Source organism: Veillonella sp. CHU110 (assembly GCF_003992255.1).
GTDB lineage: Bacteria > Bacillota > Negativicutes > Veillonellales > Veillonellaceae > F0422.
Genome location: NZ_RQVA01000001.1, coordinates 44,985 through 61,586, shown reverse-complemented (window position 1 = coordinate 61,586; position 16,602 = coordinate 44,985). Strand labels below are relative to the sequence as shown.

At 38.8% G+C, this 16,602-nt stretch carries 11 protein-coding genes; all 11 read left to right on the top strand.

What is annotated here, in order from left to right:
- Positions 1–188: 188 nt before the first annotated feature.
- The 11 genes from EO122_RS00300 to menB all read left to right on the top strand — a co-directional run bounded on the left by EO122_RS00300 (position 189) and on the right by menB (position 16,592).
- Positions 189–5,405, top strand: coding sequence for a TonB-dependent siderophore receptor (locus EO122_RS00300; protein ID WP_127008866.1), 5,217 nt, complete (start codon positions 189–191; stop codon positions 5,403–5,405).
- 510 nt (positions 5,406–5,915) lie between these two features.
- A complete protein-coding gene (locus tag EO122_RS00295) occupies positions 5,916–6,335 on the top strand; it encodes a YbaN family protein (RefSeq protein WP_127008865.1) in 420 nt (139 codons plus the stop codon).
- Between the two features lie 260 nt (positions 6,336–6,595).
- Positions 6,596–7,351, top strand: a complete 756-nt coding sequence (gene aroD / locus EO122_RS00290; RefSeq protein WP_127008864.1) for a type I 3-dehydroquinate dehydratase — start codon at positions 6,596–6,598, stop codon at positions 7,349–7,351.
- Positions 7,352–7,978: 627 nt separating this feature from the next.
- On the top strand, positions 7,979–9,442 hold the full coding sequence (locus tag EO122_RS00285) for an anthranilate synthase component I family protein (RefSeq protein ID WP_127008863.1): 1,464 nt from the start codon (positions 7,979–7,981) through the stop codon (positions 9,440–9,442).
- A 1-nt stretch (position 9,443) separates the two neighbouring features.
- Positions 9,444–10,022, top strand: a complete 579-nt coding sequence (locus tag EO122_RS00280; RefSeq protein ID WP_127008862.1) for an aminodeoxychorismate/anthranilate synthase component II — start codon at positions 9,444–9,446, stop codon at positions 10,020–10,022.
- Positions 10,023–10,154: 132 nt separating this feature from the next.
- Positions 10,155–11,171: an anthranilate phosphoribosyltransferase gene (gene trpD, locus EO122_RS00275; protein ID WP_127008861.1), complete on the top strand. Its 1,017-nt coding sequence runs from the start codon at positions 10,155–10,157 to the stop codon at positions 11,169–11,171.
- Positions 11,172–11,388: 217 nt separating this feature from the next.
- Positions 11,389–12,993, top strand: a complete 1,605-nt coding sequence (trpC, locus tag EO122_RS00270) for an indole-3-glycerol phosphate synthase TrpC (protein WP_127008860.1) — start codon at positions 11,389–11,391, stop codon at positions 12,991–12,993.
- Positions 12,994–13,004: 11 nt separating this feature from the next.
- The gene (gene trpB / locus EO122_RS00265; RefSeq protein ID WP_127008859.1) at positions 13,005–14,198 is read left to right on the top strand and encodes a tryptophan synthase subunit beta; all 1,194 of its coding nucleotides are present in this window, start codon (positions 13,005–13,007) and stop codon (positions 14,196–14,198) included.
- Positions 14,191–14,976 (top strand): tryptophan synthase subunit alpha, encoded by a 786-nt coding sequence (gene trpA, locus EO122_RS00260; RefSeq protein ID WP_127008858.1) that lies wholly within the window; start codon positions 14,191–14,193, stop codon positions 14,974–14,976. The genes trpB and trpA overlap by 8 nt, the downstream gene beginning before the upstream one ends.
- 272 nt (positions 14,977–15,248) lie before the next feature.
- Positions 15,249–15,668 (top strand): HutP family protein, encoded by a 420-nt coding sequence (locus EO122_RS00255; RefSeq protein ID WP_127008857.1) that lies wholly within the window; start codon positions 15,249–15,251, stop codon positions 15,666–15,668.
- Between the two features lie 81 nt (positions 15,669–15,749).
- Positions 15,750–16,592, top strand: a complete 843-nt coding sequence (menB, locus tag EO122_RS00250) for a 1,4-dihydroxy-2-naphthoyl-CoA synthase (protein ID WP_126937465.1) — start codon at positions 15,750–15,752, stop codon at positions 16,590–16,592.
- Positions 16,593–16,602: the final 10 nt, after the last annotated feature.

The window sequence follows — 16,602 nt, the reverse complement described above, 5'->3', positions numbered from 1 at the left end:
TTTTTTGTTATCTAACTCCGTATTTTTGAGAAATAATCGCAAAAAAATGATCGAAATGGGATATTTGAAACCGTTTTGGAGTAGATATGAATGTCATATTAATATAAAATTAAGAGAAAATGATATTTTTTGTCATTTGTATTATTTTTGTGTTTTAGTTTATTTGATTAAATTGGGAGTAGATTGCAATGACGACATCTCGTAGAAAGCAACAAAAATACTTTATGTTATCCTGTGCTATCGCTACATGGATAGCGTTACCAGGCCTGATGTACTCGAACGCAGTGCAAGCTGAGGGTTCTGTGTATGTAACAGCTGATAGAGCGCATGAAGAAGCAAAGTATAACTCACAACAAGTGAGTATAATTACTAAAAAAGATATTGAAGAGAAACAAGCTAAATCAGTAGAAGATATCATTTTCACTGAAAGTGGCGTCTCTAAAACTGTTGATTCCATGGGTCGTGTAGGTGTATCTATTCGTGGTGCAGAAGCTCGCCATACTTTAATTTTGGTAGATGGACAAGCTGTACTTGGTGACTTAGCTAAATTTAGTGGCGCTGCGGATGAAGTAATGCGTCTTGGTACAGAAAATGTAGAACGTATTGAAATTGTTCAAGGTTCTGCTAGTGCCAAATATGGTGCTGATGCAATTGGTGGTGTGGTGAACATCATCACTAAAAAAGCGGCGAAAAAACCAACGATCCAAATTAATGGTGAAGGCTCTCGTGCTAAAGGTGGGGAAACAGGGTTCAAAAACTCCAACTTCTTTTTGCGTGCTGACTCTGGTCAAATGGGTAAAGTGCGTGTAGCTATCTCTGGTAGTAAACGGGATATTTTACCTGTATATGCTACGCAAGAAAGAAGAGATACGGGAGATAAATTAGAAGGTGAATTCAAGCCCAATGTACTTCGTTTCTACGGTGACACATCTGATATTGGTTTGAATGCTGTCTATGATATTAACAAAGAAAATAATATTCAAGTACGTTTAAATCGATATACTGAAGATTTGCAACGTGATGTAAAGCACAGTACGTCTCCAATGGAACCTCAACGTCATTTTAAACGCGATAGTAATCGTAATACATTCAATATGATTTGGAATGGTCGAGGTGGTGCTAGTGATTGGAAATTAGAAGTTAACCATTCTCGTATCAATGAAAATGATATTTCCTTAATTAATTACAGCGGACGCTCCCAATACGAAGGTAAAAATGAGTTGAAATACATTGATGATGTAGACCATCGTCAAACAGATATCCGCTTCAATGCAAATTCCGCTATTGGAGAAAAGCATACATTGAGTTGGGGCGTGGCAAAAACTCATGAGACTGGATTTGGTAGTCGACTAAAAAGTTCTCCAAATGTAAAAACAAGATATATTGATCCATGGGATTATGATAAAAACTTGTTAGTTGCTGGCGTAGACCGTCTACAACGTCGACCAGGGGACAATAGTCTTCGTTTATATTCTCATATTCATGATTATAAATTTAAACCAAGCAAAGAAGGATTACCTATTTGGGATAAAGATTATGAATATTATGGAGCTGAGAAAGAAAGCGACATTCCACCGATTACATATGAATATTTGAGAGAACATAAGTTAGATGATCCTAATAAAACAACAGATCCATCCTCTTATTACAATAACTTATCTGATTTTGGTGTGGATGACGCACATTGGGAAAAAATTGTAAAATTTAATGATGCGTTGAAGAAAGAAAATAATTTAAATGCATCTTCTGTTTATGTAAAATACTTTACTCAAGGTGAATCCTTAGATCCAGCCGAAAGAGCAAAAGCACCAACATACAAAGGCGTCAAATTCTTAGAAAAATTTCGCGAACGTGAACAACGAATTACAGAAGGTGAAGGCACTATTAACAAGACAAATGTGTACTTGTCTGATGCATGGCAAGTGAATAAAGACTTGTTAGTACAACCTACGATTCGTATCGACAAGAGTAACTTGTTCGGCAGCCATTTATCTTGGAATTTAGGTGCTACCTATAATGTAAATTCTAATGCTCATCGTCGATTGAAAGTCAATGTGGGCACTGGTTACTCTGAACCAGGTATGGGTGAATTGTGGTATAACTGGCAAATGTTTGGCTCCAATCCAGTGGCACAAGGTGTTGCTAAAATGGGTTGGTACTGGGCAGGCAACCCTAATTTAAAACCTGAAACATCCAAAAATATCGACATTAGTTTTGAAGGGGAAGGGAAAAACGACTATGCCCGTTTCGGTATATTCCAAAACCGTATTACCAACTACATGTCTGTATATTACACAGGTAAGTTACAAGATTGGGCACCTCAGTTAGGCAACCAAGATAAATGGATGCAAGCACCAGATTTAATTTACAGCTTTAAAAATATTGGTAAAGCTCGAATCACAGGGGCTCAAATCGAATGGAAACATAAATTTGGCTCACATTGGAGTACACGATTTGGTTGGACTCATTTACAAGCGTTGAACCAATCTGATCCAACAATGCCAGCACATTTATTGGACCGTCCAACAAATAAATTTGATTTTGGTATTACTTATGAAACTAAAAAATGGAATGCACAACTTTGGGCAGACTATTATCATAAAATGTTGGATAGTAATACACAAAAAAATAGATCCAACTATTGGATTGGACGAATTGATGAAGATAGTGCTATTTACAATGTTTCTAATGAATATGAAGAAAAATCGTATGGCACATGGAATGCGATGGTTCAACGTAAGTTCAGTGACGATTCATTAGTATATTTTGGTGTAAATAATATCTTTGATCATCGTGACGATGATCGTGCTACACAAGCTCGTGTATATCGTTTTGGTGTGAACCTAAAATTCGGCCCTGGTGGTGCACATAAAGATACAAATGCGAAAGCACAAGCAACAGGTACAGCGAATAGTAATGCAGGATCTACAACCCCAATTTCTCAAACTCAAGTTGATACTGCGTTAGCTAGAGTCAATGGCGATGATATGGGACATGCGCATCAGTTCTTAGAACGTCCATTTGATGGCAATAAAGAAGTAGGCACTCAATTTATCGGAGATTACCGTGCACGCTTAATGGCTCATGGTGGTTCTGAACGACCTCAATCTTTATATACAAGTACTGCTTATGTAGGAGATGCAGAATACAACCTTAAAGATCAACGAGAACATGGTTTAGAACAACGTATTCGTTTTGGTGTAGATGCAAAAATCAATGACCATACGAATGTGAAAGTGTTAGCAAGTGCAAGTGGTACTCATTCCGTTGATACAGCAAGCACAACAGTTAACTCACAAGGACTTAATAAACAACGATTGGAAAACTTGGACGTAACAAATTCTAATGGACGTTGGGACTTCTCAATCGGACGTTTATCTGAATCTATGGGTACTACTGGTTATTGGTTTAATAAAACGTTTGATGGCATTCGTGCTGTTTGGACAGACCAACGCAATCAATTCCGTACAGGTATTGGATCTTTCAAAGCAAGTACTGGTATTACAGACTCTGCGTATAGCCATAGTACATACTCTACCTACTTCAGAGCTCCAACATTAGAAGAATTTATTGGTTTAAATCACTTATATCCATACGATGTAGATAAAGCGATGTATGCTGATAAATGGGGTGTTGTAGATGAAGTAGATGGTAAGAAGGTTCCTGGTGAAGGATCGCCGATGGAAACGTACTTGAAGGAATTCAAGGGTAAAAATGAAAACCTATATTTCTTAGAACAATTAGCGGATGTAGATGCATCTATGCCGAATGCGACGGATGCGGAAAAAGATGCTAAAAAAACTGAAATCATTCAACGTATGGCTAAGATTCTGAATGAGGCATATCCAGAACTCATTAAAGATAAATACATATCATACAGAATGGAAAAAGACTCTGAAAGTATGTTGATGTTCTATGAAGTAGAGGATGCTAATCATAATACAGCTTTACTACAAGTGAAAATGAATGATTATAGTCCTAACATTACGTATAGTGAAGACAAAATCCGACCTAACGATTCTGATGCTGAAAAACAATTCAAAACAGAAAAAAATAAAATCTTGTATGAATTGAAAGTAGTAGAAAAAGAAGCTCTAAATAAAAAATTAGCAGCTCCTTTATCAGATAGTTCTATATTGACGCCAGACTATATTGATAAACATAAAGCACAGTTAGAAGAAGGCTATATGGCGGCTGCTGAATTGTTAGCTAAAACAAATTGGAATGAAATCCATCTATATGATAGAGACAATAAGAATTTAGCTTTAAAAGATATGGAAATCTATAAGATGGAAGGTGACCATTATAAAAAGATATCCCCTTATTCTTCTGAAGCAAGTAAATGGTCGAACCCAGTAAATGAGTATAAGTTCAAACGCGTGGTTAAAGTCTTCAAAAAAGGTGATTATGAATATCCTAATGGATATAAAATGAATGATTACAACCTAGTAGAAGAACTAAAAGGTGGTAACTTTAACCCAGAGAAAAATGACTATGGTGATAATACATTACCTTCCATTGCAAAACAATACTTAAGTCTTTTAAAATTGGCGATTCAAGATTCTGAACAAGGAAATGCATTGCCTCGTGCATCTTTGGAAAAAGTAATTGGTAAACCAATTAAAGTGACAGGCTTGAAACTAGAACGTGATACGATTCCGGCTATTGATAAAGCTATCTTTGCTCAATATAAAACACAAGTCAATCCGCGGTTAGGTATTCAAGCATGGTTCTTACGTTCCTTGAACAATAATGAACACACAATGCAAGCTGGTCATGCAAAAACTAAGATGCTTACTCACCGTGCTATAGTAGGACATACAGACGATTGGGATCCAAAACCTATTTACGGAGATGTAACAACGGAAGTTCCTGACTTGACAAATGATACGTACACAACGAATCGATTAGCAAATATCTTTGCCATCGGTGCACAATATCAATTAGGTCATAATGCATTACTTTCCTTAGATTATGGTTTGAATCGCAGTGATTTCGGTCGCTATATGAACGGTCATACAAACTTTGATCATGTACGAAATACAGCTGACTTCACAGTGAAAGGTCACTCCATGGGTGGTACTCCTCACTTCTGGACAGCTCGTCTTGATATCGGTCAATCTGACTACACAAGACCTGGTAGCTGGAATGCCTTCATGGATTACAAATACTTTGCACATGGTTCCTTCTTCGGTGGTAATGGTACAGGTGCTGTGCCTGATCGTTACTTAGATGGTATCCGTAGCTTTACATTAGGTGGTGGCTATGTTCCTCGTAAAGATTTATTACTAGAAGCATTCTACACATTTGATGCGAAGAGCATTGGAGAACGTGATACATTATACGGTGCAGAAAACTTTAAATTAGGTAACTACACTCGTATCCAAGGTACTTACAAATTCTAATACAAGATACTATAAAGTCTTATAGACGTTGGCTTATGTCTATGTACTAATACACAGTATGATAGACTAGCATTCAGTACATAATGATATACCATAGAGGATAGTTAACGAAGTAAGTTAGCTATCCTCTATTATCATGCTCTGTTCACTAGTATGGGAATATAGGACTATAATCTATCAATGGTATGGGGTATTCTCTGCGTATCTAAAATTATATTGTAATATAACGACTACATTGCAAAAAAAAGATTGCTTTTAGATGCAAAGATTATTTATTATAGAATGAAAATTACATTGGAGTGCAAAAATTAATTTATTTTAGACAGAGATTGCATCAGACTGCAAAGTTTAGTCAATTTATAGTGAAGATTGCATCCTGATGTATTTTTGTGGCATAACACAATATCCTTTCTTCAGATTTTGAGGTTGAAAGTATAAACAAAGAGGATATTCCAACATTTTCAAATATGGAGTAAACGTATCAGAATATATCTTATATAGGGGTGACAAGTGAAAGAAACAGTAACAAAAGAGGTACAAGAATCAACGGGTGTGATTCGTTATATTTGGATTGTATTAGGTGCTATTAGCTTTGGCTTAGGGTCGTTGGGAATCGTATTGCCTTTATTGCCAACGGTTCCGTTTTATTTATTTGCTGTATTTTGTTTTGCTCGAGGTTCTAAACGATTCCATGAGAAGTTTGTAAACTCTAAGCTGTATGCAAACTATGTAGAACCGTTTAAAAATAAAAGTGGCATGCCTCTGCGCACTAAGATTAATATTTTAGTGTCTGTGTCTATTTTATTGGGCATTGGTGCTTATGGTATGCGCAATATGCCAGTAGCGTTATACGTTATGGGAGTCGTGTGGATCGGTCATGTGATTGCCCTTGCGTTTATTGTGAAAACGGCACCAGCAGAAGCTAAATAGAAATCTGATTAATTTACATACATAGCATTAATTAATTGAAATATAAAAAAGCCAAATTATGGAGTACATGACTTCATAGTTTGGCTTTTATTATGGAGGCTACATGTGGTATAGTGTTAGCAATTATATTTATTTTAGTAATAGACTAGAATTAGTATAATTGTAGTCTATTAAAAGCTTTTTTGGGACATGTAATTTGTCTAAATGCATATAGGTAGAGGTAAAAATACAAGTAATACTACATTCATGAGGAGAGATAGATGACTAAAGACTTATCACATAATCCAATACAAATTAACACCTGTGCCATCTGCGTTCCTATTGTAGGACCGACGGTAGAAGATATACTTTCACAGATGCAAGAGGCAGTGCAAGCAAAGGTGGACCTTATTGAGCTGCGCCCAGATATGTGGATGAAGGATTTCCATATATCTGAAGAAGAGTACATACCAACAATAGTACACTTGGTAGAAGAAGTGCATTCTAGATATGAAAAAATGCCTATATTATTTACATGGCGCACCTTAGCTGAGGGTGGAGAAACATCAATACGTAGTGAAAATTATGGCCACTTATTACAAGCTATAGTGGATCAAAACATAGTGCAAGCTATCGATGTGGAGTTGTTTGCCTATACAGATACAATCGGTCAAATTATCAAACAAGCTCATCATCAAGGGATACAAACGGTAATAAGTTATCATAATTTCCGCAAAACCTTGGAGAGAGATACGCTGCATCTCTATGCAGAGCAAATGATATCTGCAGGAGCTTCCGTGATTAAGTTTGCTTTGATGCCAACAACGAGTGATGACGTATTTTCCGTGTTACAATTTACAAAAGAATTAACGAGAAAATATCCACAGTTGCCACGGATTACCATGTCTATGGGGCAATTAGGGCAGATGACACGTATTTGTGGCAATGTGTTTGGAAATTGTTTGACCTTTGGTACACTGGGACAAGCATCAGCACCTGGGCAGGTAGAGGTAGCGGTTTTAAAAGAACTAGTATAAGGTAAAGAATCAATATGATCGTAAAATTGTTTTACAACCACTATACTATGGCATCAAGAAGATTATTTTTTCTATTCTACATGGTAAGGAGTAGATATGAGAATATTCGCTTTCATGCAGAGTAGTTACGTAGCTATAGGGAGTGCTTATGCGATCATTCGCTTTTATGCTTAGTAGATATATACCTATAGGGAGTATCTATAGGTGATATAGGATATTCCTATAAAAAATATAGAAAAAATGTTAATATTCAGTAGACAAATGTATTTTAGTGTGATAATATTTGATACATAATTTAATACTCGCCTAACAAACCGATGAGGTGGAGATAAAAATAGAACGTGCACTTCCAGAGAGTGGGGGTAGCTGAGAGCCCCGCAGAACGCAGTCTATTAAATGGACCACCGAGGGTATGGGGAACGGACAATTCGTCCTAGTATAGCATAACGTGTCATGAGCGTTAATCGTGAGGGATATGATAGTATCCTGCAAAGGGGAATGCATGCATTCAAACAAGGTGGTACCGCGATTTATATGAATCTTTCTGCGCATTTGTGCAGTTATTTAGCATATGAACTCGTCCTTGACGTATAGTCTAGGGCGAGTTTTTTTATTGCAGGAGGATTTATGAAACCATCATTAGAAACAGTGAAACAATTGGGACAAGGGTACGACATCGTACCGGTGTACGTGGAATTATTATCGGATATTCGCACACCTATTTCTGTACTGAAAGCATTAAAAAAAGTGAGTGCGCACACATTCTTATTGGAAAGTGCAGATAACACCCATCACTGGGGGCGATATTCTTTCTTAGGTTATAATCCATTGTTAGAAGTCACATGCAAAAACCATACGATGACGATTAAAGGAGATATGACACGTACGTTCACATGTCATAATCCGGCGGAAGAAATTCGAAACATCTTAGGTCAATATAAAAGCCCTAGGGTATTAGAATTGCCAACTTTCACAGGTGGATTTGTGGGATACTTCGCCTATGAATACATTCGTTACATTGAGCCTACCTTAGATCAACATATTAGTGATACAGATACTAGTATGGTAAACGATGTAGATCTTATGCTCTTTGATAAAGTCATTGCTTTCGACCATTACAAGAATAAAATCTATATTATCGGCCATGTCCGTACAGATGATATAGAGCGCAACTATGAGCGAACTCAATTAGAACTACAAGCCTTAGCAGACTTGGTGAAAGATGGCGAAGAAGCTCATATCGAACGTGGTGTACTGGAAAGTGAATTCACCTCTGAGTTTACCTCTGAAGAATACCAAGAGGTAGTACGAAAAACGCAACATTACATCACAGAAGGAGATATTTTCCAAGCGGTCGTATCCAACCGTAGAGAAGCTAAATTCAAGGGCAGTTTACTCAATGCGTATCGTGTACTGAGAACGATGAATCCATCTCCGTATATGTTCTATATGAGTGGTAAATCTGTAGAAATAACGGGTGCATCTCCGGAAACATTGGTGAAATTACAAGATAGAAGTGTTTACACTTTCCCTATTGCGGGCACATTACCACGGGGCAAGAATGAAGAGGAAGATAGGGCGCAAGAGGATAAGTTAAGTAAAGATGAAAAAGAATTAGCGGAACATAATATGCTCGTCGATTTAGGTCGTAACGATATTGGTAAAATCTGTGAATTTGGATCTGTTCAAGTGGAAGCACTTCATCAATTACAACGGTTCTCTCATGTCATCCATTTAACAAGTACAGTGAAAGGGACCTTACGAACAGAGTTTGATGCTTTAGATGCTATTGGTGCTACCTTGCCAGCAGGTACTTTATCGGGAGCTCCTAAAATTCGAGCGATTCAGATTTTACAAGAATTAGAGAAAAGCCCACGTGGCGTTTACGGTGGTGCTGTAGGGTACTTAGATTTTTCTGGCAATATGGATGTGTGTATCGGGATTCGTATGGCGATGGCAAAAGAGGGAAGAGTCTTTGTTCGGTCCGGAGGTGGCATTGTGCGAGATAGTGTACCAGTAAATGAGTACAATGAAACGATCCATAAGGCACAATCTATGGTGACAGCCATCACATTGGCGCAGGAGGTGTAACATGGTATTACTTATCGATCATTACGATAGTTTTTCGTTCAATATTTATCAACTAATTGGGTCTTTAGTGAAAGACATTAAGGTTATCCGCAGTGACGAAATGACAGTGGAAGAGATTCGAGAGCTTGCACCAGACTGTGTCATCCTTTCACCGGGAACGGGGCGACCAAAGGATGCAGGTGTGTATGAAGAATTGCTAAAAACATGTCAAGGGGAGTTTCCTATTTTAGGTATTTGCTTGGGTCATCAGGCAATGGGTGAAGTGTTCGGAGCTACCGTAGGGTATGCAAAAGAAGTGATGCACGGTAAACAAAGTGTGGCGACCCAATGTTATCCCTCCATATTATGGAAAGACATCCCTCAAGAATTTCCTGTAGCACGATATCATTCCTTAGCGGTATTAGAGGATACTCTAGGAGATGAACTGATGGTGACCGCTCGTACATCAGATGGAGAAATCATGGCCATGGAACATAGAACGTACCCGATGTATGGCGTGCAATTCCATCCAGAATCTATATTGACACCACAGGGAACGCAAATGGTTAAGAATTTTTTAGAGCACTATGGAATTAAGTAAAAGATAGGGTAAGAAATAGAAGATGGAACGATACATCTACCTGTATCTATTACGATTAAAACCTTACTAATAGTGAGACATTGATAGGTAATAAATAGACCAGGTGTGTATCTATACTAGGAGGACACACAGATGATACAACAAGCAATACGCCTCGTTACAGAGGGTCAAGATATGCCCTATGAATTGGCAAAAGCAACGATGAACGCGATTATGAGTGGAGATGTACAGGAAGTGCCTATGGCAGCCTTTTTAGGCGGCTTGCAAGCGAAAGGTCCTAGCGTGACAGAGATTACAGCTTTTGCTGAAGTAATGCGAGAAAAAGCAGGTTCTGTACCACATGACAATACGGTGGTAGAAATTGTAGGCACTGGTGGAGATGGCAGTAGTACATTTAATATTTCTACTACGTCGGCCATCTTATTAGCTGCAGCGGGGATTCCTATGGCTAAACATGGGAATCGTAGCGTATCTAGCAAATGCGGTGCTGCTGATGTATTAGAAGCATTGGGCGTGAAACTAGAACTGAATGGGGAACAAAATAGAAAAGTCTTAGAAGAAGCGAATATTTGCTTTATGTTTGCGCCTGTGTACCATGAAGCGATGAAATATGCGGGTCCTGTGCGAAAAGCCATGGGGGTCAGAACGGTGTTTAATATCTTAGGTCCCTTGGCAAACCCTGCTGGAGCGACGGTAGAGCTTATGGGTGTGTACGATCGGTCCTTAGTGGAACCATTGGCACAGGTCTTATCTAACTTAGGTGTACATCGTGGTGCCGTGGTGTATGGTAGTGATGGGTTAGATGAGATCACAGCTACAGGTACTACGACAGTGTGCGAAATCAATCATGGTACGTTCAAAACCTATGAACTAGATCCTAAGGACTATGGGTTTGACTATGCAACACCTGAGGAATTAGTCGGTGGCGATGAACAAGAAAATGCGATGATTACTCGTACTTTACTAGAAGGTAAGGATAAGAGTGGACGTGCTACAGCAGTTATATTAAATGCGGGTATGGCCTATTATCTTGCAAAAGATGGAGTGGTAACCTTAGAAACAGCATTTAAAATGGTAGAAGAACTGCTGTATTCCGGTGCGGGAGCAGAGGCACTTGTAAAATTTGTGAAAGCCTCGCAAAATGCTTAATAGGATGTCATTGTCATTATATTTATCAAGTGGGAGATATACTTTAGGAATAGTAGATCCTAAAACGTATTTAGATATCTTGGTAACTAAATAGTGCAGATGCAGGAACTGCTAGTGATATCATTTAGATATATGAATACTACTGATGGTGTTTTGACATATACATGCTATGATAATAAGGTTATTGCAAAATAGTAGGATGGAAATAGAGATAGTTATGATATTAGATAAGATTGTAGCAGCTACTGAAAAACGTGTTGGTGACGCAAAAGCTAATTTACCCTTGTCAGAGTTGCAACAGCAAGTAGAGAGGATGCCCATAAGAAAAGATTTTCCTTTTGAACAGGCATTACAAGAGTTAGATTTTAATTTTATATGTGAAGTAAAAAAAGCATCTCCATCGAAAGGGGTTATTGCAGAAGACTTTCCTTATTTAGAGATAGCCAAGGACTATGAAATGGCAGGGGCAGCAGCGATTTCTGTGTTGACAGAGCCAGATTTCTTTTTAGGCAGCCCTCAGTATTTACAAGAAATTGCAGAAGTTGTACACATTCCTGTACTTCGAAAAGATTTTATCATTGATGAATACCAAATTTACGAAGCAAAATTATGGGGCGCCTCGGCTATATTACTGATTGCCGCAATCTTAGATGATGATACGATGCAACGCTTTCATGAGCTAGCAGATAGTTTGGGCTTATCCTGTTTAGTAGAAGCTCATGACGAAACAGAAGTGCTGCGATCTGTTAACATAGGAGCCCGCATCATTGGAGTGAATAATCGGAATTTAAAAGATTTTACAGTGGACGTGAACAATAGCATTCGCCTACGCAACTTAGTGGATGATTCTGTTATTTTCGTTTCTGAAAGTGGCTTAGACACAGCTGCAGATATTCAGTGTTTGCGAGACAACGATATCCACGCTGCTCTGATGGGCGAAAGCTTCATGCGATCTGCAAATAAAGTGGAAAAACTTGCTGAACTATATGGACCTATAAGACCGAAGCGTTTTGGCTATAGTAACAGAGAATTGATAGCAAAGAAAGAGACTGGTAAGGAAACTGGATTAATAACTTTGGAAGTAAAAAGTTTAATGCTATCAGAATTAGAGACATTACAAATATCAGAATCTAACCCAGTGACAGAAGAGAACTATCAGCCTAAAGTAAAATTCTGTGGCATAACTCAATTAGACACAGTGCCTGTATTACTAGAGATACGACCAGATTACGTAGGCTTTGTGTTTGCTCCTAGTAAACGACAAGTGACGGTAGAGCAAGCCCAATCCATTGCAAGAGATTTGCGAGATAGCTTAAAAATTACAAACGGTGACAAATCTAGCTCACCGGTGGGTGTGTTTGTAAATGAAACGATACCTACTATTGTAGAGATTGCTAAAGCAGTGCCACTTTCAGTCGTGCAATTACATGGAGATGAAACGATAGCCTATATTGAAACATTACGGAATCAATTGCAGGAACAACAATTAGAATCTGTTGAGATATGGAAAGCCATACAGGTGCAAGGTAAGGAAGATATGTTACCATGGGAACATGCACCTATCGATGGACTTGTGGTTGATGCCTACTCTAAGGAAGAACGTGGTGGCACTGGTAAGACCATGGATTGGTCATTGCTAGAAGGTGTACAGATCCCATACTATCTAGCAGGTGGTATAGGACTACATAATGTAGCCCGCGCCATTCGTAGATTACAACCCTATGGACTAGATATGAGTAGCAGTCTAGAAATAAATGGACGAAAAGATGCTAAGAAAATGAGCACTATGTCGCAATTAATTAAACAAGTAACAAATAGATGAGGAGATAGAGTATGACAACACATCGTCATGGCTATTTTGGCGAATTTGGTGGTCAATTCATGCCAGAAACATTAATGAATGCCATCATTGAACTAGAAGAAGCCTATGAAACATATAAAAAGGATCCAGATTTTATCAAAGAATTAGAAGACCTACATGTATCCTATACAGGTCGTCCTTCTTTATTATATTATGCAGAGAAAATGACGAAGGATTTAGGGGGCGCTAAGATTTACTTGAAGCGGGAAGACTTAAACCATACGGGTTCTCATAAATTAAATAATGTGCTAGGTCAAATGTTACTAGCAAAACGAATGGGTAAAACGAGAGTCATTGCCGAAACGGGAGCGGGACAACATGGAGTGGCTACCGCAACAGTGGCAGCCTTGATGGGCATGGAATGTGAAATCTTCATGGGTCAAGAAGATTGTGAACGACAAGCTCTTAATGTGTATCGTATGGAACTATTAGGGGCCAAGGTACATCCTGTTACGTCTGGTACGAGCACTTTAAAAGATGCAGTGTCGGAAGCGATGCGGGAATGGACAAATCGGATTGCAGATACGCACTACGTATTGGGATCTGTCATGGGTGCCCATCCATTTCCTATGATGGTACGGGACTTTCAGTCCATCATTAGTCGTGAAGCAAGAGAACAAATTCTAGAAAAAGAAGGCAAACTACCAGCGGCAGTCCTAGCTTGTGTTGGTGGTGGCAGTAATGCCATTGGTATGTTCTATCATTTTATTCCCGATGAAGGCGTACAATTGATCGGTTGTGAAGCGGCAGGTAAAGGCGTTGATACAGAGGAACATGCAGCGACCATGACAAAGGGGACAGTAGGAATTTTCCATGGTATGAAATCCTATTTCTGCCAAAACTCCTATGGACAAATTGCACCAGTGTATTCTATTTCTGCAGGCTTAGACTATCCAGGTATTGGACCTGAACATGCGTATTTACGCGATAGTGGTCGTGCTGAATATGTGCCTATCACCGATGATGAAGCGGTGGATGCTTTCGAGTATCTATCTCGCACAGAAGGCATTATTCCAGCCATTGAAAGTGCTCATGCCATTGCTCTTGCATTGCGGTTGGCTCCTACATTGAGCCCTGATGAGAGTATAATCATCTGCTTATCAGGTCGTGGTGACAAGGACGTAGCAGCTATGGCAAGATATAGAGGGGTGAATTTACATGAATAAGATAACAATAGCACAGGCTTTCAAAAAGAAAGCATTTATCCCTTTTATTACTGCTGGTGACCAAGGGATTACAACAACAGAGAAATACATTCGCACTATGACAAAAGCTGGGGCCAGTTTAATCGAAATCGGCATTCCTTTTTCTGATCCTGTGGCAGAAGGTCCTGTTATTCAAGCAGCCAGTGAACGCGCTTTATCTACGGGTATCACAACAGATGATATGTTTGAAATGGTCCAACGTTTACGTACAGGTGATGACGCATTGACGATACCTCTTGTTTTCATGACCTATATGAATCCTATTTATGTGTACGGTGTTGAAAGCTTCATGAAGCGCTGCGAAGAAGTGGGTGTCCAAGGGGTGATTGTACCAGATTGTCCTTTTGAGGAAAAACAAGTATTAGGTAAACAAGCAAAAGAGCATGGAGTATCTGTGATTTCTTTGATTGCCCCAACATCTGAACAGCGCATCAAAGACATTGCGGCAGATGCAGAAGGATTCGTGTATTGCGTGTCCTCTCTTGGAGTGACGGGTATGCGCAGTGACATAAAGACAGACATTGCAAGTATTGTACAACAAATTCGTCAATATACAGATATTCCCGTAGCTGTGGGCTTTGGTATTTCTACGCCAGAGCAAGCAAAAGCGATGGCTCATGTGTCTGATGGTGCCATCGTAGGAAGTGCCATTGTGAAACAAATTGGTGAATGGGGCCAAAATGGTGAAGAAAAGTTATATGAGTATATTCGTTCTATGGTTGAAGCTGTAGGTAGCTAATAGTAATGCGTTCTAAAGTAACGTATATGTATTACAGGGTTACTTGGTGATACTATCCTTTATATCCAATTCTGTTATTTACGATGCCTTTTGAATAGCTGTGCAAGAAGTATATCTTGTGCAGCTATTTTGTTTGTTTACTATTTATAAGAGGGGGAATACTGTTTGTCCATAAATATATATTCCATGTCCTAGTGAAAATAATATGGAAACATGGCTTCATATACGGTATACTTAGGGATATACAACGTTCTTGATAGGAGACAAATAGTATGGAAAAAACGAGTATTGGCGTAGGACGAGCAGCACTGCATGTTGCCATTTCTGAAAGTCGAGCTGAAGAGATGGCATTGCGAAAAGCCTTTGAAGCTCAAGGAATTCATTCTTGTGCGGTAGATTTTGGGGGAACTTTCACAGATATTATTCCTAAGATAATTGAACGTGCTGTGGTAGCTGCAGACCGGCAAGGCTTGATTCAAGATGATCATGTCAGTAAAGGGGCCGTGGTAGGGGCTACGGCACAAGCCTTAGAGCAGCTGAAAAATAAATGTGTGGGCCTCAATGTAGGTGGTAAAGTAGGCATTGCTCGAAGCCAAGAGCATTTAAGTGTGGCTATCTATTTGGGAGTAGGGGTCTTACATTTAGATGAAATTGCTGTAGCTATGGCGCATCGAGCGGTACCAAGTATGTAGATATGCTATAAATTTTACTTTGTATTTGGTATAATATGAGGTAGAGTATTTAGACAATAGCTAATCATGTTGGAGGTAACTATGAGTCAATTCGATTGGAAAGTATTAGATCGTAATTACGAAGATGTAATTTATGAAACATATAATGGGATTGCAAAAATTACGATTAATCGTCCAGAAGTACGTAATGCATTCCGTCCTAAAACAGTGATGGAGTTAATTGATGCGTTTACGATTGCTCGCGAAGATGCAGAAGTGGGCGTTATCATTTTAACTGGCGCTAACCATGGTCAAGGAGAAGATAAAGAAGCATTTTGTTCCGGTGGTGACCAACGTGTTCGTGGAGATGGTGGATATGTGGGGGATGACAAAATTCCTCGCTTAAATGTGTTGGATTTGCAACATTTAATTCGTATTACTCCAAAACCTGTTATCGCAATGGTTAATGGTTTTGCTATTGGTGGTGGTCATGTGTTACACATCGTATGTGACCTTTCTATCGCTTCTGAAAATGCAAAATTTGGTCAAACAGGCCCTCGCGTAGGTTCTTTTGATGCTGGTTACGGTGCAGGATACTTAGCACGTTTAGTAGGCCATAAAAAAGCTCGTGAAATTTGGTTCTTATGCCGTCAATATTCTGCAAAAGAAGCCTTAGATATGGGGCTTGTTAATACAGTAGTTCCATTTGATCAATTAGAAGCTGAAACAGTGAAATGGTGTGAAGAAATTCTTCAATTATCTCCAATGGCACTTCGTTTCTTGAAAGCATCTTTCAATGCTGATACAGATGGTTTAGCAGGCTTACAACAATTTGCAGGGGATGCGACTTTATTGTTCTATACAACTGATGAAGGTAAAGAAGGTCGCGATGCATTTAAAGAAAAACGCAAACCTGATTTCAAACAATTTCCAAAATTCCCTTAATGGGTTAGGT